Below are 18,286 nucleotides of genomic sequence, written 5' to 3'. Positions count from 1 at the left end.
CCATGCTCTCCTCCGTCCCGCGCGCCCTGCGCACGGCCGGCACCGCCCTCGCGGCGTGGACCCCGCTGCGCTGGGGCGCCGCGGCGGGCGGCGCCGCCCTGACCGCCCTGCTGGTCGGCCTCCCCACCGCCGTCATCCCCAATCCGCTCTTCTCCCGGATGACCCCGACGCCGTGGTGGAACCACCCGGCGCTCGCCGCCACAGCCGTCCTGGCCAGCATCGTCATCGCCACCTACGTCCGGACCCCCGCCGCTCCCCGGACGTCGCGCTCGGCCTCCATCGGCGGCGTGCTGTCCTTCCTGGCCGCCGGCTGCCCGGTGTGCAACAAGTTCGTCCTCGTCGCCCTGGGCACCTCCGGCGCGCTCGGCGTCTGGGCCCCCCTCCAGCCGTTCCTCGCGCTCGCCTCGGTCGCACTGCTGGCCGTGGCGGCGGTGAAACGGCTGGACGGTGAGATCGCCTGCCGCACCCCCGTACAGGACGCGGCCCCCGCGGCCTGACCGCCTTCCCCCCGCAGGGCTCCCGGCAGACCCCTTCCTCCTGCCCTCCCCCTGCTTTCCGCCGCTCCCCCCTTCCTCCTTCCCGTTCTTCCCGTTCTTCCCGGAGCTTCGCCATGCCCTCCATGCCCTCCATGCCCGCCACGTCCAGCACGTCCACACGCCGCAGGCGCGGCGTCCTGGCCGCCGTCGCCGTTCTCGTCCTCGCACTCGTCCTGGGCCTGGTGTCGGCCCTGGGCGGCGCCCCCGGCCCCGGCGGCGAGGAACCCGCGGCCCGGGTGGATACACCGCAGGACACCGCGCCCCCCGACGAGGACCTCCTCGCCCTCGCCCGCCGCGACGACGGCGACCCGAAGGCCCTCGGCAGCCCCGACGCCCCCGTGGTACTGATCGAGTACGCCGACTTCCAGTGCCCGTTCTGCGGGAAGTTCGCCCGGGACACCGAGCCGGAACTGATCGAGAAGTACGTCGAGTCCGGCGTGCTGCGCATCGAGTGGCGTGACTTCCCGATCTTCGGTGAGGAGTCCGAGAACGCCGCACGGGCCGGGTACGCGGCCGGGCGGCAGGGCCGCTTCCGGGAGTTCCACAGGATCGCCTACGGCGAGGAGGGCGAGATGAACAGCGGCCGCTTCGCCGAGGACGAACTCGTGCGGATGGCCCGCGAGGCCGGGGTGAAGGACCTGGACGAATTCCGCTCCGACATGGGGAGCGACGCCGCCGGCGAGGCGATCGAGCGCGACACCCGGGAAGGCTACGAACTGGGCGTCACCAGCACCCCGGCCTTCCTGGTCAACGACCGGCCCATCCTGGGCGCCCAGCCGACCGAGGTCTTCACCGACGCGATCGAGGACGCGGAGAAGGCGGCGGAGGCGCACGGCAGGTGAGCGACATCGGATATCTCGCCGCGTTCGCCGGCGGGCTGCTCGCCCTGCTCAGCCCGTGCAGCGCCCTGCTCCTGCCGGCCTTCTTCGCCTACTCCTTCAACAGCCCGGCCCGGCTGCTGGGCAGGACCGCGGTCTTCTACGGCGGCCTGTGCCTGACACTCGTCCCGCTGGGCGCCGCCGGCTCCTTCGCCGGCCGGCTGTTCTACGGCAACCGCGACCTGCTGGTAGCCGTCGCCGGCTGGACGATCGTCGCACTCGGCGTCGCCCAGATCCTGGGCCTCGGGTTCGCCTCGCGCCGGATGCGGGCGGCCGCGTCCGGCGTCCGGCCCTCCTCGCCCCTGTCGGTCCTGGCCCTGGGCGCGGTGTACGGGCTGGCGGGTTTCTGCGCCGGGCCCGTCCTGGGCGGCGTCCTGACCGTCGCCGCCGTCGGCGGCAGCCCCTGGTACGGCGGTGCCCTGCTGGCCGTCTACGCCCTGGGCATGGCCGTTCCCCTGTTCGTCCTGGCCCTGCTCTGGGACCGCTTCGATCTGGGGCGCAGACGGTGGCTGCGCGGCCGCCCCCTGCGCCTCGGACCGCTGGAGACGCACAGCCTCTCGCTGCTGTCCGGGCTGTTCTTCATCCTGCTGGGAGCCGTCTTCCTGGTCTTCGACGGCTCCTCCGCGCTGCCCTCACCGCTCGGTGTCGACCAGGAGTTCGCACTGCAGCGATGGGTGACGGACCGGTTCGGCGGCATCCCGGACGCGGCGGTACTGGCCGGGGTCGCCGCCCTGACGGCCGCCGCCCTGCTGGTCCGGGCACGGCGCTCCACCGGCGGGGCGGCCGGCACGGAGCCGGAGAGGGACGCGGCCGGCCGGGCCGACTGAGGCCGACCACCTCGCATCCGCCCGGCGCTCCCGCCCCCGGCCGTGCCCTCACGGCGACGGCGGGGAACGGGAGCCCGGGCACCGGGGCGGGCGGGTCAGAGCCCGGCGGTGGTCCAGGCGCGGCGGAGCTGCTCGAAGCGGGTGGGCAGCGGGGGCCGCCGGCCGGCATGGGCGGCGTTGGTCCGGTACACGAAACGGCGCCAGGAGAGCACCAGGCCCTGCCGGGTGATGGGCAGCCCGGCCGCGACCGTCACCCCGTTGTCGTGCGTGTGGTGCACCGTCAGCAGCAGCGCCTCGGGCACCGACCCCTCGAGCTCGGCGCACAGGTCGGCGCGGACGTCCATCCAGCGGCGCAGCACCAGTACCGTGCCCGCGTCCAGGCCGTGCCGCCGCGGGACGCGGTGCTTGCCGTGCTCGACGTCCACCCACCCCGCCCCCAGGTCCAGCGACCGCACCGTGCACCGCAGCAGATCGCCGTAGCGCGCGCCACTGGCCCGGGCCAGCCCGGTCACCACGGCCAGCCGCACCGTCTCCGGTTTCGCGCCCTCCTCCATGGCCTGCGAGGCCAGGGTCCGCCACACCCACTCGGCCTCCTCCAGCGACACCGGAGGCCTGGGGTAACGGGCCTCCGCCGCTCTGTCCGGCCCCTTCGCCTCTTCCGCCTGCCCGGCCGTCATGGTCTCCGTCCCGTTCGCGCCCGCTCGGACCCTTCCGAGTCATCATACGCTTGGCACATTATTTCTTTCCGACGATGGTGCCCCGCTCCGGCGGGACGGTCACGCCCCGCCGGTCACTCGGTGTGGATGCGGCGCCCGGTGACGCGTTCGGCACGGACGACAACCCACAGGTCGCGTTCCTCTCCCCCGGCCCAGGGCTCGCCGAGTTCCTGTCCGGCCAGGTGCCGGGCCTCCTCCTCGCCGGCGGCCCGGGCGCGGCCGACGACCAGGACGCTCCAGCCGCGCCGGAAGACGTCGTCCACGTAGTCGACCTCGAACGCCACCTCGTGCCCCACGGCCGCCGAGGGCGCGGAGCCGGGTTTGGTGCGGAAGGCGATCGCGCCGTCGGCGACCTGGTAGTTCACCGGGATGATGGCGGGGCCTTCCGCGGTGGTGACCGCGATGCGCCCCACGCCGTGCGTGGAGAGCCTGGCCCAGCACTCCTCCTCGTCGAGTTCGAGGTACCGGGGGCGGCCCGAGGCCCGCCCCCGCCCGGGCGGGGCGTTGGTGCCGCCGCCGCGCAGCCACTCCACGGAGGTCTCCAGAGCGGCGGCCAGCCTGAGCAGTCCCGGCCCGCTCGGGGCCGAGGGGTGCTCCTCCAGGTACTCCAGGTACCCCGGCGCCATACCGGCCCGTACGGCGGCCTCCTCCCGGGTGAGGCCCAGCCGCTCGCGCTGGAGGGCCACCCGCCGGCCGATGTCACCGGGGTCCGGCAGTCCGTGGTGCTCCTTGTCGGACACGGCCACCGCCTCCTTCCTCGAGCCCTCCGCCCGGCGCGGGCTCTGCCGTGGCGATCGGGTACCCGTGCACGGATACCCGATCGCGCCCTCCCCCATGAGGGCCGAAGGGGCACACTCACGGGCGGGAGCGGCGGGCGCCGGGGCGGGCGCCGGATCAGGCCTCGGCGGTCGGCACCAGTATCGCCCGGCCGTCGACCCGGCCGTCGCGCAGCCGCTGGTAGACCTCGCCCGCCTCGCCGAGCGGGTGGACCTCCACGTGCGGGCGGATCCGTCCGGCGCGGGCGAGGGCGACGACCTCGGCCAGCTCCGGCCGGGTGCCCCAGTACGGGATCGACACCGCGGCCTCGAAGGGCACGGCTCCGAAGGTGACGGGCAGGGTGCCGCCGGCCAGTCCGACGACGGTGATGTCGGCCTCCACGGCGGCGCACGCGGCGGCTGTGGCCATCGTGGCGTCGGCGCCGACGCAGTCCAGCACCAGGGTGGCGCCGAGGCCGCCGGTCAGTGTGCGGATCCGGTCCGCGTCCCCCTCTCCGGCGGGCACGCAGTGGTCGGCGCCCGCCCCGGCGGCCAGGTCCAGCTTGTCCGAGGCGACGTCGACGGCGATGACGTCAGCCGGGCTGAGCGCCTTGAGCAGCTGGACGGCCATGTGCCCCAGCCCGCCGACGCCGATCACCACCGCCGCCGTCCCCGGCACCAGCTTGTGCAGGGAGCGCTTGACGGCGTGGTAGGGCGTCAGCGCGGCGTCGGTCAGCGGGGCGGCGGTGCGCGGGTCCAGGTCGCCCAGCGGTACGAGCAGCCGGGCCGAGGGGACGAGCATGTACTCGGCCATGCCGCCGTCCAGGCCCAGCCCTCCGCCGGCGGCCCGCAGCTCGGCGGCCCGGTGGCAGTAGTTCTCCGCGCCCCGGGCGCAGGCGGGGCACACGCCGCAGCCCCAGGGGCCGTAGACCAGCACCGCGTCGCCCTCGCGCAGTCCGGTGTTCTGCGTGCCCGGCCCCAGGGTGTGCACCCAGCCGGAGGTCTCGTGGCCCAGGGTGAAGGGCAGGTCGTAGGGGAGCGCACCGGCGGGCCAGTCCATGACGTGCAGGTCGGAGTGGCACACGCCCGCGCCCGCCACCTTCAGCAGGACCTCTCCCGGGCCGGGTTCCGGCACCGGGACCCGGGTCACCTCCGGGGGCTTCTGCCAGCCGGTGAGCCGCACCGCGGTCATCTCGGACATCCGCTTCCTCCCATCCGTACACGGCCTCGAGGCCGTCCCGCCCCGCGGTACCCGCGGAGTACAGGTGCGACACCACCGGGCCGCGGGGCGGGAGGGAACGTACGGGGGGTGCGGGGGCGCGTCAGCCTGCCAGGGCTGCCAGGGTGGCGTCCAGGTCGGCGGGCCGGGGGCGGTTGTGGGGCAGTTTGGCCAGTACACGGGCCATGCCGCAGGTGTCGGTGAGCGCGGAGAAGACCAGGCCGCCGGCGATGCCCGCGGAGACCAGGCGCGCGGCCGGCCTGCGGCGGCCGGCGATCAGGCCCAGCAGGACCAGGGAGCCGGCGGCGAGCCGGACCTGCCGCTCCATGGCCCAGGCGGTACGGGCGCCGGCGGGCCGGTGCAGGTCGTGGCCGCGCTCGGTCCAGGCGGCGGTGCCGCCCTCGAGGGTGGCGGCGGTGATGCCGTGCTCGGCCAGGACGGCGCAGGCGGTCGCCGAGCGGGCGCCGGAGGCGCACACCACCAGCAGGTCGCCGCGGGCGGAGGCGGTCCGCAGGGCGGGCAGGGCCTGCTGGAGGCGGTCCAGGGGGATGTTGTGGGCGCCGGGCAGGTGGCCGGACGCGTACTCGCCGGGGGTGCGCACATCGACGACGGTCAGCTCGTGTATGCGGGAGCTGCTCTGCTCGACGGTGAGTGCGGGGGCGGGGGACATGTGTGAGATGTTTCCTTCCGGTACGGGGGAGGACGACCCAGCAGGTAGGGTACCCGGTGGGGTATGAAAGGGGAGGTTCCGTGGAACTGGCGATGGCGGCCGAGGAACTGAAGACGGTGGTCAACCGGCTGCGCCGGGCGCAGGGCCAGATCGCCGGAGTGATCAAGATGATCGAGGAGGGGCGGGACTGCGAGGAGGTCGTCACACAGCTCGCGGCGGCCTCCCGGGCACTGGACAAGGCCGGTTTCGCGGTCATCGCCACCGGTCTGCAGCGCTGCCTGACCGAGAACCCCGACGGCGACCCCGCGGCCGCCCTCGACCGCGAGCAGATGCGGGCCCGGCTGGAGAAGCTCTTCCTCTCCCTGGCCTGATCCCCGGTCCCGGCCCCCGGCCCGCCCGGCGGCGGCGAAGACGGGCCCGGCCTTCCAGCGCACCCGACGGCCCTGACCGCGCACGCGGTCAGGGCCGTCTGCGACGTCACGGCGACGATCAGCGGGGAGGCCGTGGTGGCCTCGGCCGGGTCGGAGCCGAGCAGGTGGATCAGGGCGGACACGGTCAGGATGCCGCCGCCCGCTCCCGGCGCGCCCAGCGACCGTCCGGCCACGGCCCAGCCGCAAGGGCCGGGCCGGGGCCGGGGTCGGGGCCGTCACGCGACGGTGCCGGGGCGGCCGCGCCCGTCACGCACGGGCAGGCCCTCCCTCTCCCACGCGGCCATGCCGCCGGTGACGTCCACCGCGTCCACGCCGCAGGCGGCCAGGAGCCTGGCGGCCTTCTGGGAGCGGTTGCCGGAGCGGCAGACGGCGACCACCGCCCTGCCCTCCAGGTGGCCGGGCAGTGCCGCGCCCTCGACCAGGCGGGACAGCGGCAGGTGGACGGCGTGCGGGGCGTGGCCGGCGTTCCACTCGGCGTCCTCGCGCACGTCCAGCAGGACGGCGTCGCCCTCGGCGGTACGCCGGTCGGCCTCGGCCGGGTCGACGCGGCCGGGGCCGTGGCGGAACAGGGACATGGTGCTCTCCTCCGGTGGATGGTGCGGGTGGTACGGGTGTCGCGGGCGGCCGGGCCGGCGGACGGGAGGGCGTGAGAGCACCTCAGGGCCGTACGACGGTCAGCCCGGCCTGCTCGGCCGCGTCGAAGGGATCGTCCACGGCGACCACCTCGCGGCCGGCCGCGTCCAGCATCGAGGCGGCGATCGCCGCGCGCATCCCGCTGGCGCAGTGGACCCAGACGGTCCCGTCGGGCACCTCGGCCAGGCGGCCGTGGAGCCGGTGGACGGGGATGTGGACCGAGCCCTCGACATGGCCGTTCGCGCGCTCGGAGCCGCGGCGCACGTCGAGCACCACCACCTCATCGCCGCGTTCGCGGGCACCGGCCAGCTCGGCGAAGGCCGCCCGGGGGAAGGAGCGCGGTTCCTCGCCGTCGCCGAGCCAGTCGGCGGGGCCGCCGGTGGCGGCCGCGGCGGGGCGGTCGATGCCGACCCGGACCAGCTCCCGCTGGGCGTCGGCCAGTTGTCCGGAACTCTCGGCCAGCAGCGTGACCGGCTTGCCCCAGGGGATCAGCCAGGCCAGGTAGGTGGCGAGCTTGCCGTCGGCCTCGAAGTTGAACGCGCCGGCCACATGGCCCTCGGCGAACGCCACCCGGCTGCGCAGGTCCACCACCCACTCCCCCGCGGCCAGCCGGGCGGCTATCTCCTCCGCGTCCGCGCGCCGGGGCGGGGTGAGGTCGACCGGCCGCGGTCCGGCGGAGTTCACCGGCCCCATGTGGGCGTAGTACGCGGGGATGTCGTCCAGACCGGCGAGCAGATCGGCGACGAACTCGTCGACGTCCTTGACCAGCGCCTCGTTGGCCGCGCGCTCCTTGCCGATGGTGGTGGACTCGCCCTCGGCCTGGGTGGAGGAGCAGAAGCTGCCGAAGCCGTGGGTCGGCATCACGGGCACGTCGTCGTCCAGCTCGTCGGCCAGCCGGCGGGCGGAGGCGTGCTGGGCGCGGGCCAGTTCGCGCGTCATGCGCGGCTCGACCAGGTCCGGCCGCCCGACGGCGCCGATCAGCAGCGAGCCCCCGGTGAAGGCGGCGACCGCGCGCCCGTCCTCCTCCAGCACGTAGGAGGTGTGGTGCGGTGTGTGGCCGGGGGTGGCCAGCGCGCGCAGCACCAGCCCCTCCTCGATCCCGGCGGTGTCGCCGTCGGCCACCGGCGTCCGGGGGTACGACACCCGGGCACCGGCGGGCACCAGGTACTCCGCGCCCGTCACCCGGGCCAGCTCCAGGCCGCCGGTGACGTAGTCGTTGTGCACGTGGGTCTCGACGACGAGCGCGATCCGCACCTCCCGCCGGGCCGCCAGTGCGAGCATCCGGTCGATGTCACGCGGCGGGTCCACCACGACGGCCGCCGACCGGCCTCCGGCCAGGTAGCCGCGGTTGCCCAGTCCCCGGATCTCCACGGTGTCGACGAAGAACACGGTGTTGCTCCTTCCGGATCGCTACCCCGGGGGGTATGGTCGCCACCGTAGCACAATATACCCAGGGGGGTATTCTTGAAGGCGGGGCGTCGCGTAGCCCCTCACCCCGGCGGGTACCCGCCGGGACGAGCGGAAACGGAAGCGGCGCACCGGCCTACGGCACCATCGAGCACAGGAGAGTCACGACGTGAGCTACGACCGCACCGTCCGGGTGGGCACCGACTTCGACACCACCGTGACCGCCGTCCGCGACGCGCTGGCCGAGCAGGGATTCGGCGTCCTCACCGAGATCGACGTCACCGCCACCCTGAAGAAGAAGCTCGACCAGGACATCGAGGACTACCTGATCCTGGGCGCCTGCAACCCGCAGCTGGCCCACCGGGCGCTGGAGAACGACCGCGGCATCGGCCTGCTGCTCCCGTGCAACGTGGTCGTGCGCCGCGACGGCGACCAGACGGTCGTCCAGGCGCTCGACCCGAACACCATGGTCACCCTCACCGGACTGCCCGCCATGGAGCCCGTCGCCTCCGAGGCCACCCGGCGCCTGGACGCGGCCCTGGCCGCCCTGACCTCCCGGGACTGAGGTACGCCTGCCGGTCCGGGCCCCCCGCCCGGAGCCGCCGCGGCTCCGGGCGGGGCCCTCTCACCGGCCCCGTCGCGCGGGCAGCACGCACACCGCCCGGTCGAAGGCGAGCGGCTCCCCGGCCGGCGCGAGGGCGCCGCTCACCGGGTCCCGGCGCAGGAGCGCGACCGTGCCGGAGTCCTGGTTGGCCGTGTACAGCAGGCGCTGGGCCGCCCCGAGGGCCCCGGAGGCTCCCGGGGCCGCGGCCCCGAAGGCGATGTGCCGGGGCGACCTCCCGCCGCAGGGGTGGTGGGAGACCGGACGCGGGCGGATCCCGCCGGACGCGCCCGCGGCGAGGACGGTGACGAGGTCGTGGCCCCGGTTGGAGGCGTACACGAACCGGCCGTCCGCCGAGACCAGCACCTCGGCGGCGGTGGTGCCCGCCGGGTCCGCGCCCCGGGGCAGGATCGGCACGGTGGCGACGGGCGTGAGGGTGCCGCGGGCGGGGTCGTACGCGCAGGAGGTGAGCGTGGAGTCCAGCTCGCCCAGCACGTACACGGTGCGCCCGCAGGGGTGGAAGGCCAGGTGACGCGGGCCGGAACCGGGCGCCATCCGCACCTCGGCGCCGTCCGTCAGCAGACCGCGCCGGGCGTCGAAGCGGTGGACGCGGACGGTGTCGGTGCCCAGGTCGGCGGTGAGCAGCCGCTCCCCGGCGGGATCGGGCAGCACCATGTGGGCGTGCGGCCCGTCCTGCCGCTCGGGGTCGGGGCCGGAGCCGGTGTAGCGCACCACCTGGACCAGTTCCCCCGGCGCGCCGCCGGGCCGCAACTCGACGACGCCGACCGTGCCGGAGGTGTAGTCGGCGGTGAACAGATGGCGTCCGCCGGGGTGGAGGGCGAGGTGACAGGGGTGGGCGCCGCCGCTGGGCGACTGCCCCAGAAGGCCCCGCACGGTGCCGTCCGGGGCGAGCGCGTAGGCCGACACCCGGCCCTCCGCCACCTCGTTGACGGCGTACAGCACACGGCCCGTCGCCGACAGCGCGAGGAAGGAGGGGTCCTCGGCGGGAACCACCGATTCCAGCCGCAGGGAGCCGGTGTCCGGATCCGCGCTCGCCACCCCGATGCCGCGGCCCGGGGCGCCACCGGTGTAGGCGCCCAGGTAGACCCGTAACCGCCGCCCCTCCCTCCCCCTCGGCCGCGCGGCGGCCTCCGGTGCGTACACCAGGCCCGCGGCGGCCGCGCCTGCCAGGGCCAGGGCCGTGCGCCGTGTCGGGCGGTGCTGTCCGTTCATCGGTTCCTCCGGTTCGGGATCGATTCCACAGGGCGTCCGTCAAGGATCACCGCCCCTCCCCTCCCGGGGAAGGGAGCGTCCGCCGGCCGGGTGGCGGGGCACGGGCGGCGGCGTGATGCTGGGGGCATGAGTGGACACCGGCGGGGAGCCCGTCTGCTCCCCCTCACCATGGCCTCCGCGGCCTCCGCGCTCTACGCGTTCTGGCTCCGCCCCCGGCTGCTGACCTGGGGCGCGTCCGAGGAGGAGGCCGCCGGCACCTACCCCGGCGACGACCTCGTCCCCGACGCCACCAGCACCTCCACGATGGCCACCACCCTTCCCGCGCCGCCCGAGGAGGTCTGGGCCTGGCTGGCGCAGATGGGAGACGACCGCGGCGGCTGGTACAGCTGGGACAGGCTGGACCGCCACGGCGAGCCGAGCGCGGACCGGCTCGTGCCCGAGTGGCAGGGCCTGTCCGAGGGGCAGCGGCTGCTCGCGACGCGCGACGGCCGCGCCTGGTTCACCGTGGCGCTGCTGGAACCGAACCGGACCCTGGTGCTGCGCTCGGACCTGGAGCTGCCGTCCGGCCACTCCTTCGACATGCCGACCGTCGCCCCGCCCCGGGCGTACCTGGACGGCATCTGGGCCTTCCACCTGCGGTCGGCCCCCGGGGGCGGGACGCGCCTGGTGGTCCGCACCCGCGGCCGGAGCCGGCCGCGTGGGATCACCAAGCCGTTCGACCTGCTGATGGGCGAGCCGGCGCACTTCATCATGCAGGTGCGGCAGTTCCAGAACCTGCGGGCCCGCGTCGGCGCGGGGGCGTGATGTCCGCCGGGCGCGGGCGTCCCGGCTGCTCACGCTCCCCTTCGCCCCTTCGACTCCTTTCCGTGGAGGGCGAGTTGCCGTAGGGTGCCGGACGACCGCATGGGAGCGCTCCCAGAGCGGTTCGGAAGTCCCCGACCACCCGACGGAGAACTCCCATGCGCTCCTTGCCCCGCCCACCCCGCCGGCCCCGTTCCTCCCGGCGGCCGTCCGGCCTGCTCGGCGCACTCGCCCTGGCCGCCGTCACCACCCTCGCCGCCACGGGCGGCGCCGCCCCCGCCCCCTCCCACGACGGGCCCGGCGACCGCCTGCCGCACCGCGGCTGCGCCCCCTCCCCCGCTCTGCTGTTCTGCGAGGACTTCGAGGACCTGCCGCGCGGCGCGGGCACCAGCTCGGACTGGGGGGTGGACACCCGGCACGGCACGCTGGCCGTGGAGCGGTCCACCGGGCGCGACCGCCGCCACGCCGGGAAGCACCGTCCGGGGCAGGTGCTGCACCTGCGCACCGAGGGCAACGGCCACGCCTTCCTGGAGGTCGACGACTTCGACGCCCCCGGCAACAGCTTCTTCGGCCGGATGCGGGTCCGCGTGGACGCCTTCCCCACCGCCCCGGACTGGGCCCACTTCACCCTGGTCGAGGCCACCGGCCGCGGCGACGGCAGCGTGGTGCGGCCCATCGGCGGCCAGTACGTGCCGACCGTCGGCGACGGAGTGCAGCTGTGGGGCGTGGGCTCCGACGGCGGGCCGACGGGCGACTGGACCGACTGGCGCGAGTCCGCCCCGGCCGAGGCCGGGAAGTGGACGTGCCTGGAGTGGGAGATGGACGCGGACGACAACCGCGTCTCGGTCTGGATCGACGGCGAGCCCAAGCCGGACCTGACCGTCACCACCACCCGCCACGGCGGCAACCCGGTCGACTTCGTCCTCCCCGACGTCGACACCGTCCGCATCGGCTGGCAGCTCTACCAGGGCGACCCCACCCCGGACTCCTACGACCTGCTCCTGGACGACCTGGCGCTGTCCACCGAGCGCGTGGGCTGCGGCCGCTGACCGCCCGTCCTCCCGCGACGGCCACTTCCGGCAGGAGTCCACTCGATGCGCAGCGTCTACGTCATCACCCACCCGGAGGCGGCACACCACGTGGAGAAGGTGGTCGGCGGGTGGCACGACTCGCCCCTCACGCCCGCGGGCAGGCGCGCGGCGGTCGCCGTCGCCCGGGCGCTACGGGCCCGGATTCCCGAAGAGGCCGAGGTGGAGGTGGTCTCCTCGGACCTGCTGCGCGCCCGGCAGACGGCCGACCGCGTGGCCGAACTGCTGGGCGTGGAAGCGCTGTCGGACCGCAGGCTGCGGGAGAAGTCCTACGGTGAGGCCGAGGGAAGGCCGCAGGAGTGGCTGGACCGGCGGTTCGTCCCGCCGCCGGCCGCCGGGGACCGGATGGGGCACCACGAGGGCGTACGGGGGGCCGAGACCAGGGCGGAGTGCGCGCGGCGCGTCTACGCGGCCATGGACGGGATCCTGCGGCGCCCGTGCGAGCACCAGGTCGTCGTGACGCACGGTTTCGCCCTGACGTTCGTCGTGGCGTTCTGGATCGGGATGCCGTTCGAGTCGCTGGGCTCCGTCAGCTTCCGGGCTCCGTCCGGCAGCATCACCGTCCTCCGCGAGGACGACTTCTTCCACAACCGCCAGGTCGTCAGCCTCGGTGACACCGGCCACCTCGATGGGTGAACGGGATGCGACGCCTCCCGGGCGGGCGTACGGGCCGGCCGGTCGGTCTGCCGCGGTGCGCCCCGGCCGCGCGGCGCGGCGGGGGTTCGCCCCGGGAGAGCGGCGGTCCGCCGGGCGCCCCGTGGAAGCGGGACGCCCGGCGGACCGGTTCGGGTGAGTGGGCGGGCGGACGGTCAGCGGGTCAGGCGGTGGGCCTCCGTCAGGTGGCGGATCGCCTCGGCGTAGTCGCCGGAGGCCAGGGCGTGGTCAGCGTCCGCGGTGCGGGCGGCGGCCTTCGCCGGGGCGCCGTCCCCGGCCTTCAGCAGGGCGGTCTGGGCGATGTCCCGGGCGACCGAGGCGAGTTCGTCCGCCTGGAGGTAGGAGTCGGCCTTCGACTTCTCCAGCAGTGCGGCGGCCCTGGCCAGGGGCTTCAGGACCGCGTCCGCGTTCCGCACCGCGCCGTCGGCCCGGAAGTTGGAGCGCTTCAGGGCGTGGCGCAGATGGACGGCGGCGACGCGGGAGGCGATGTCGCGGCGGTCCCGCAGCTCGTCGCGGACGTCCTCCAGGCGGTCGCGGGCGCTGTCGGTGCGCAGGCCCCAGCCGTACGGGTAGAGCGGGTCGTAGGAGGCGTCGCCGACGTTGACCGGGACCTGGGCGGCCGAGCGCGGCCAGCTCACCGGCAGGCGGCCGGTGAAGGGCCGCTCGCCGAAGAGGGTGTCGGCCACGCCGGTGCCCTCGGTGCCCGGCAGCCAGGACGCCACCAGGGCGTCTATGTCGCCCAGTTGGTCGGTGATGATCTGCGGGCGGCCGGAGACGACCAGCACCGCGCAGTCCATGGCGCCGCAGACGGTGTCGATCGCCTTCCTGTCCGCCTCGGACAGCTCCAGGTCGTGGCCGTTGCCGACGTCGCCCACGCCCTCGGCGTACGGGGTCTCGCCGACCACGACGATGCCGGCCCGGTGTCCGCCGGTGGGCGCGGAGGCGTCCTCGCTGAAGGTGACGGAGGCGTCCGGGGCGACCTGGCGGATTCCTTCCAGGATGGTGGTGCCCTCGGTGATGTCGCCGGAGGAGCCCTGCCAGGAGATGGTCCAGCCGCCGGCCTGGTTGCCGATGTCGTCGGCGTTGGAGCCGGCGACGTAGAGCTTCTCGTCACCGCTCAGCGGCAGCAGGTTCCCGTCGTTCTTCAGCAGCACCTGGGAGTCGGCGGCGGCCCGGCGGGCCAGTTCGCGGTGGGGGCCGGAGCCGACGGAGTCCAGGTGGGTGCGGTCGGCGTAGGGCTTCTCGAACAGGCCGAGCTGGAACTTCTTGGTGAGGATGCGGGTCACCGCGTCGTCGATCCGCGCCATGGGCACGGCGCCGGAGTCGACCTGCTCGCGCAGGGTGGAGGTGAAGCCCTTGTAGTCGTACGGGACCATGATCATGTCGAGTCCGGCGTTGACCGAGGTCCGCACGTCGGAGGCGTAGTCGCCGGGGATCTGGTCGATGGCCTGCCAGTCGCTGATCACGAATCCGTCGAAGCCGAGGTCGCCCTTGAGGACGTCCGTGATCAGGTCGGCGTGGGCGTGCATCTTGACCGGTCCCTCGCCGTCGCCGAGGAAGTCCACGCTGGAGAAGGACGGCATGACGGTGCCGACGCCCTCGTCGACCGCCTCCACGAAGGGGGCGATGTGGACGGTCTCCAGCTCCTCGCGCGTCGTCCTCGTGACGCCCTGGTCGATGGTGTACGTGCCGGTGGTTGAGGAGCCGAACTCGGTGCCGCCGTCGCCGACGTAGTGCTTGGCGGTGGCCAGCACCCGGTCGGCGTCCTTCAGGTCCCGGCCGTCGGCGCGGCCCTGGTAGCCCTCGACGGCCGTGGCCAGCCGCGTGACCAGCGCCGGGTCCTCGGAGAAGGCCTCATATGCCCGTCCCCAGCGCTCGTCGCGGCTGACGCACAGGCAGGGGCTGAAGTTCCAGGGGACTCCGGTGGCGCGGACCTCCCTGGCGGTGGCGTGCGCGGTGTCCTCGACCAGCTTCGGGTCGCGGGCGGCGCCGAGGCCGGTGTTGTGGGGGAAGACGGTGGCGCCGACGACGTTGTTGTGGCCGTGGACGGCGTCGACGCCGTAGATCAGCGGGATCTGCAGCCGGGTCTGCCGGGCGCGCAGCTGGAAGCCGTCGACCATGTCGGCCCAGGCCTCGGGGGTGTTGGGCGCCGGGTTGGAGCCGCCGCCGGACAGCAGCGAGCCCAGCTCGTAGGAGGCGATGTGGTCCTGGGCCTCCAGGGCGCCGCGCTCGGCCTGGGTCATCTGGCCGATCTTCTCGTCGAGCGTCATCCGGGACAGCAGGTCCTTGACGCGCTTGTGCACCGGGAGCCGGGGGTTCTGGTACGGCAGGCCGTGCGCGTCGATGACGACGGTGGGCGGGTCGTCGGGGGCGCGCCCGCCGTCGACGGAGAGGGTGATGGGGATGGTCTTGGCGGTGGCGGGCTCCGCGCTGCGCTCGGTGTCGACGGTGAAGGTCTTCGCCGTGCCGGAGGGGGTGCCGGCGGGGAAGGTGAGGGTGCCCTCGACCGGGGTGTAGTCCTCGCCGGGCTCCGCGGTGCCCTCGCCGGTGCCGTAGGTGACGGTGACGGGCTCGGCCAGCGGTACGTCGCCGGTGGTGCCCACCGACACCTTCACGGTGGCGGTGCCGCCGTGGCCGACGGTGTAGACGGGCCGGTCGGTGGCGACGCGGGCCCGCACCCCGCCCACGCCGTACAGCTCGACCTGGTCGAACTCCAGGGTGCCGGAGGCGGTGGGCAGGTTGACGGCGTAGCCCCACATCCGGGTCAGGTCCAGCACGCCGTCGTCCGGGGCGCCGGCGGGCTGGTAGTCGGGGCGCCGGACGAAGTCCTCGAAGGGGGTGCGCACCTGCTTCCAGCCGTCGGTGTCGTCGGTGAAGTAGCCGGCCCACAGCTCGGCCTGACCGGCGTTCGGGCCGCCGTCCTTGACCTCGAACTGGACGCGCTCCCCGCTGCCGGTGCCCTTCACCCAGAAGGAGAAGCCCTCGTGGCCGCTCCAGTCCTCGGCGCCGCTCAGGGCGTGGTCGAAGCCGCCCCAGGCGGTGATGTCGTACTCCACGCGCATGGCGCGGTTGAAGGCGTTGGCCCCGGGGCGGGCCTCGGCGGCGACCTGGCTGAGCTTCGGGGTGTCCTCGGGGGTGCTGCCGTAGGTGCCGATCGGGCCGGGGACGGCGTTGTCGAAGTCGTCCAGGACGCGGTCCTGCGCCGCGGCCGACGCGGTGGGGGTCAGGCCGGAGGCGAGCAGGGCGAGGAGGGCGCCGAGGGTTCCGGCGGCCGTTCGCCTGCGCCGCCTTCGCCGGCCTCCTCCCCTGGGGTCCGGTCCTGTGTGCAGCGGCTGTCCCATGGCGGCTCCCTCGGGCGCGGTCGGCGTTTTCAGCACTTGAACACACGGAGGCGCAAGCGCACTGTCATGTGCACGGCGCTGATCCTGTACGCGCCCGGATGGGCCGTCAAGACCCTTGATCCGTAAATCTCTTGGAGCCGGGAGCCCTCCCAGGGCGTTTGCCGACCGGAGGATGAGAGCGCTCTCGGAATCATGGCAGATGAGGGGCCTCCGAGGCGCTCCCAACCGCCCCGGAGGCCCCCGGCACGCCGTTGCCCGCCGGACGCCCGGCGGGCCGTCAGTCGCCCGGGTAGCGGACCCCGACGCGCTCGCGGACGGCGTCCAGCGTCGCCATCACCGCGAGCGTCCCGTCCAGCGGCACCAGCGGGGACTCCGTCTCCTTCTCCCGCAGGCAGCGCATCACCTCGGCCGCCTCGGGCCCGTAGCCGGTGCCGCCCTCCGCCCGCGGCACCCGGACCTCCTCGGCCTCGCGCCCCCCGCGGTGCAGCACGAAGGACTCGGGGGCGAAGAAGCCGTGCGGCAGCTCGATGCGCCCCCTGGTGCCGCTGACGGCCGCCACGGTGGGGCTGGCGGAGGCGATGGAGCAGGAGAGGGTGGCGACGGCACCGCTGTCGTAGCCCAGCAGGACTCCGGTGGTCTCGTCCACGCCCTCGGGCGTCAGATGGGCCCAGGCGGCGACGGAGGAGGGTTCGCCCAGGACGAGATGGGCGAAGGAGACCGGGTAGACGCCCAGGTCCAGCAGGGCGCCGCCGCCCAGCCGGGGATCGCGCAGGCGGTGGGAGGCGTCCACGGGCGCGACGATGCCGAAGTCGGCGTGGACCGAGCGCACCTCGCCGATCGCTCCGTCGGCGACGAGTTCGAGCATGCGGCGGACCACCGGGTTGCAGTAGGTCCACATGGCCTCCATCAGGAAGACGCCCCTGCGGCGGGCCAGCCCGACCATCTCCCGCGCCTGGGCGAGGTTGAGGGTGAGCGGCTTCTCGCACAGCACCGCCTTGCCCGCCTCCAGGCAGACGGCGGCGGCCTCCAGGTGCGCCGAGTGGGGCGTGGCGACGTAGACCACGTCCACGTCCGGGTCGGCAGCCAGTTCGGCCCAGCTGCCGTACGCGCGCGGGACGCCGTGCTCGTCGGCGAAGCGGCGGGCGGACCGCGGCGAGCGCGAGCCGACCGCGAGGAGCTCGCCGCCGGGCAGGGCCGCGAGGTCGCGGGCGAAGGCCGCGGCTATGCCGCCCGTGGCGAGGATGCCCCATCTGATCGTGTCGTCGGTGCGCGTCATGTGCTCCCCCGGGTGCGGGCCGTTCCGGCTTGGGCGTGTCGCGGTCACCCTACGGCGGGCGCGCGGCGCGCGGCCGGGCTGTCCGCATGGTGTACGCGGGGGCGGCGGGGAGCGGGGCGGCGGGGGCCCGCGGGTTACGGTGGGACCGTGCTTGTGCTGATCACGTCCGACACCCACGTCCCCAAGCGCGCCAGGCGGCTGCCGGAGGAGCTGATGGCGCGCGTGGCGGAGGCGGACGTGGTGGTCCACGCCGGAGACTGGGTGGACACCGCCACCCTCGACCTCCTCCAGGAGCGCTCCCGGCGCCTGATCGGGGTGTACGGCAACAACGACGGGCCCGAACTGCGCGCCCGGCTCCCGGAGGTGGCCCGCGCGGAGCTGGACGGGCTGCGCCTGGGCGTCGTCCACGAGACGGGCCCGAAGCAGGGGCGGGAGAAGCGGTGTGCCGAGCGCTTCGGCGATCTGGACGTCCTGGTCTTCGGCCACAGCCACATCCCCTGGGACACCACCGCCACCACGGCCGCCGGCACGCCGCTGCGGTTGCTCAACCCCGGCTCGCCCACCGACCGCCGCTCCCAGCCGTACCGCACCTGTCTGACGGCGGTGGTGGAGGCGGGGCGGCTGGAGGCGGTCGAGCTGCACCGGCTGCAGCCGCGCGGCTGAGCACCCGGCGCGCACACCGGTTCCACGCGCCCACGTTTGAAGCCGGGCTCCGGGGCGATCATCACTCCACCGGCCCCTGTGGGAGGAGGTCCGTTGGAGACCCGGCAGGTCGTACTGATCGCCGCCGGCGCGGTGCTCGCCGCCGCGCTGCTGGCCGTCGCGGCGGTCCTCCTGGTGAGGCTGGTGCGCACCTATCTGCTCCTGCGCGGCGCGGACGTCCCCGTGAGCGCCAGGACCGCGTTCTGGGGGGCGCTGGTCTACACGGTCTTCCCCGTCGATCTGCTCCCGGATCCGGTGTACCTGGACGACATCGGCCTGCTGCTGCTCGCCCTCCACCACCTGGGCGGGGTGGCGCGGAGGTACGGGCGGGCCCCCGGGGAGACGGAAGCGGCGCTCCCGAAGACCCCGAAGACCCCGGAGGCGCGCCGCCGGCGCTGACGGGCACGCCCGCGCGCGCCCCGCCCGCACGCGTCCCGGAACTACCCTCGTCCCATGACACAGCGGGACGAGGGGGCGGCGGCTCCGGTGGGTTCGGTGGATTCGGTGGAGGGCACGGC

19 protein-coding genes are annotated in these 18,286 nt (G+C 74.9%); 10 read left to right on the top strand and 9 right to left on the bottom strand.

Going from position 1 to position 18,286, the window contains the following annotated elements:
- The first annotated feature begins 2 nt into the window (after positions 1–2).
- From BMY40_RS14930 to BMY40_RS14920, 3 genes are all read left to right on the top strand, one after another.
- Positions 3–497, top strand: coding sequence for a hypothetical protein (locus BMY40_RS14930; RefSeq protein WP_093659640.1), 495 nt, complete (start codon positions 3–5; stop codon positions 495–497).
- A 131-nt stretch (positions 498–628) separates the two neighbouring features.
- Complete coding sequence (locus tag BMY40_RS14925) at positions 629–1,378, top strand: DsbA family protein (RefSeq protein ID WP_093659918.1); 750 nt, start codon at positions 629–631, stop codon at positions 1,376–1,378.
- Positions 1,375–2,241, top strand: a complete 867-nt coding sequence (locus tag BMY40_RS14920) for a cytochrome c biogenesis CcdA family protein (protein ID WP_093659638.1) — start codon at positions 1,375–1,377, stop codon at positions 2,239–2,241. The genes BMY40_RS14925 and BMY40_RS14920 overlap by 4 nt, the downstream gene beginning before the upstream one ends.
- Before the next feature lie 95 nt (positions 2,242–2,336).
- Here the strand turns inward: BMY40_RS14920 and BMY40_RS14915 are convergent, their stop codons facing one another.
- From BMY40_RS14915 to BMY40_RS14900, 4 genes are all read right to left on the bottom strand, one after another.
- Positions 2,337–2,918, bottom strand: coding sequence for a tyrosine-type recombinase/integrase (locus BMY40_RS14915; RefSeq protein WP_093659636.1), 582 nt, complete (start codon positions 2,916–2,918; stop codon positions 2,337–2,339).
- A 113-nt stretch (positions 2,919–3,031) separates the two neighbouring features.
- Positions 3,032–3,697: a helix-turn-helix domain-containing protein gene (locus tag BMY40_RS14910; RefSeq protein ID WP_245770101.1), complete on the bottom strand. Its 666-nt coding sequence runs from the start codon at positions 3,695–3,697 to the stop codon at positions 3,032–3,034.
- Positions 3,698–3,851: 154 nt separating this feature from the next.
- A complete protein-coding gene (locus BMY40_RS14905; RefSeq protein WP_093659916.1) occupies positions 3,852–4,904 on the bottom strand; it encodes an NAD(P)-dependent alcohol dehydrogenase in 1,053 nt (350 codons plus the stop codon).
- A gap of 130 nt (positions 4,905–5,034) precedes the next feature.
- Positions 5,035–5,601, bottom strand: a complete 567-nt coding sequence (locus tag BMY40_RS14900; RefSeq protein WP_093659632.1) for a rhodanese-like domain-containing protein — start codon at positions 5,599–5,601, stop codon at positions 5,035–5,037.
- Between the two features lie 80 nt (positions 5,602–5,681).
- On the opposite strand from BMY40_RS14900, the gene BMY40_RS14895 reads away from it, so the two are divergent.
- A complete protein-coding gene (locus tag BMY40_RS14895; protein ID WP_093659630.1) occupies positions 5,682–5,972 on the top strand; it encodes a metal-sensitive transcriptional regulator in 291 nt (96 codons plus the stop codon).
- Positions 5,973–6,247: 275 nt separating this feature from the next.
- On the opposite strand, the gene BMY40_RS14890 is transcribed toward BMY40_RS14895, so the two are convergent.
- Together BMY40_RS14890 and BMY40_RS14885 are read right to left on the bottom strand one after the other, a co-directional pair.
- A complete protein-coding gene (locus BMY40_RS14890) occupies positions 6,248–6,607 on the bottom strand; it encodes a rhodanese-like domain-containing protein (protein ID WP_093659628.1) in 360 nt (119 codons plus the stop codon).
- An 82-nt stretch (positions 6,608–6,689) separates the two neighbouring features.
- Positions 6,690–8,054: an MBL fold metallo-hydrolase gene (locus tag BMY40_RS14885; RefSeq protein WP_093659626.1), complete on the bottom strand. Its 1,365-nt coding sequence runs from the start codon at positions 8,052–8,054 to the stop codon at positions 6,690–6,692.
- Positions 8,055–8,241: 187 nt separating this feature from the next.
- On the opposite strand from BMY40_RS14885, the gene BMY40_RS14880 reads away from it, so the two are divergent.
- On the top strand, positions 8,242–8,637 hold the full coding sequence (locus BMY40_RS14880; RefSeq protein ID WP_093659624.1) for a DUF302 domain-containing protein: 396 nt from the start codon (positions 8,242–8,244) through the stop codon (positions 8,635–8,637).
- Between the two features lie 60 nt (positions 8,638–8,697).
- Here the strand turns inward: BMY40_RS14880 and BMY40_RS14875 are convergent, their stop codons facing one another.
- On the bottom strand, positions 8,698–9,906 hold the full coding sequence (locus BMY40_RS14875) for a lactonase family protein (RefSeq protein ID WP_093659622.1): 1,209 nt from the start codon (positions 9,904–9,906) through the stop codon (positions 8,698–8,700).
- 126 nt (positions 9,907–10,032) lie between these two features.
- Between BMY40_RS14875 and BMY40_RS14870 the strand changes: the two genes are divergently transcribed.
- From BMY40_RS14870 to BMY40_RS14860, 3 genes are all read left to right on the top strand, one after another.
- The gene (locus BMY40_RS14870; protein ID WP_093659620.1) at positions 10,033–10,710 is read left to right on the top strand and encodes a hypothetical protein; all 678 of its coding nucleotides are present in this window, start codon (positions 10,033–10,035) and stop codon (positions 10,708–10,710) included.
- A gap of 155 nt (positions 10,711–10,865) precedes the next feature.
- Positions 10,866–11,756: a hypothetical protein gene (locus BMY40_RS14865; RefSeq protein WP_093659618.1), complete on the top strand. Its 891-nt coding sequence runs from the start codon at positions 10,866–10,868 to the stop codon at positions 11,754–11,756.
- A 45-nt stretch (positions 11,757–11,801) separates the two neighbouring features.
- Complete coding sequence (locus BMY40_RS14860) at positions 11,802–12,431, top strand: histidine phosphatase family protein (protein WP_093659616.1); 630 nt, start codon at positions 11,802–11,804, stop codon at positions 12,429–12,431.
- 173 nt (positions 12,432–12,604) lie between these two features.
- On the opposite strand, the gene BMY40_RS14855 is transcribed toward BMY40_RS14860, so the two are convergent.
- On the bottom strand, positions 12,605–15,790 hold the full coding sequence (locus tag BMY40_RS14855) for a glycoside hydrolase family 3 N-terminal domain-containing protein (protein WP_093659614.1): 3,186 nt from the start codon (positions 15,788–15,790) through the stop codon (positions 12,605–12,607).
- Positions 15,791–16,067: 277 nt separating this feature from the next.
- Positions 16,068–17,066 carry a Gfo/Idh/MocA family protein gene (locus BMY40_RS14850; RefSeq protein WP_177214017.1) on the bottom strand — a complete coding sequence of 333 codons (999 nt, stop codon included), beginning with the start codon at positions 17,064–17,066 and terminating at the stop codon, positions 16,068–16,070.
- A 147-nt stretch (positions 17,067–17,213) separates the two neighbouring features.
- Between BMY40_RS14850 and BMY40_RS14845 the strand changes: the two genes are divergently transcribed.
- Entirely contained in the window at positions 17,214–17,729 is a 516-nt protein-coding gene (locus BMY40_RS14845) for a metallophosphoesterase family protein (protein ID WP_093659612.1), read from the top strand.
- A gap of 93 nt (positions 17,730–17,822) precedes the next feature.
- Positions 17,823–18,167 carry a DUF1232 domain-containing protein gene (locus BMY40_RS14840; protein ID WP_093659610.1) on the top strand — a complete coding sequence of 115 codons (345 nt, stop codon included), beginning with the start codon at positions 17,823–17,825 and terminating at the stop codon, positions 18,165–18,167.
- Positions 18,168–18,286 lie beyond the last annotated feature (119 nt).

Source organism: Streptomyces radiopugnans (assembly GCF_900110735.1).
Taxonomy (GTDB): domain Bacteria; phylum Actinomycetota; class Actinomycetes; order Streptomycetales; family Streptomycetaceae; genus Streptomyces; species Streptomyces radiopugnans.
Note: the sequence above shows the minus strand (reverse complement) of the source record. Positions and strands in the feature narration are given on the sequence as shown.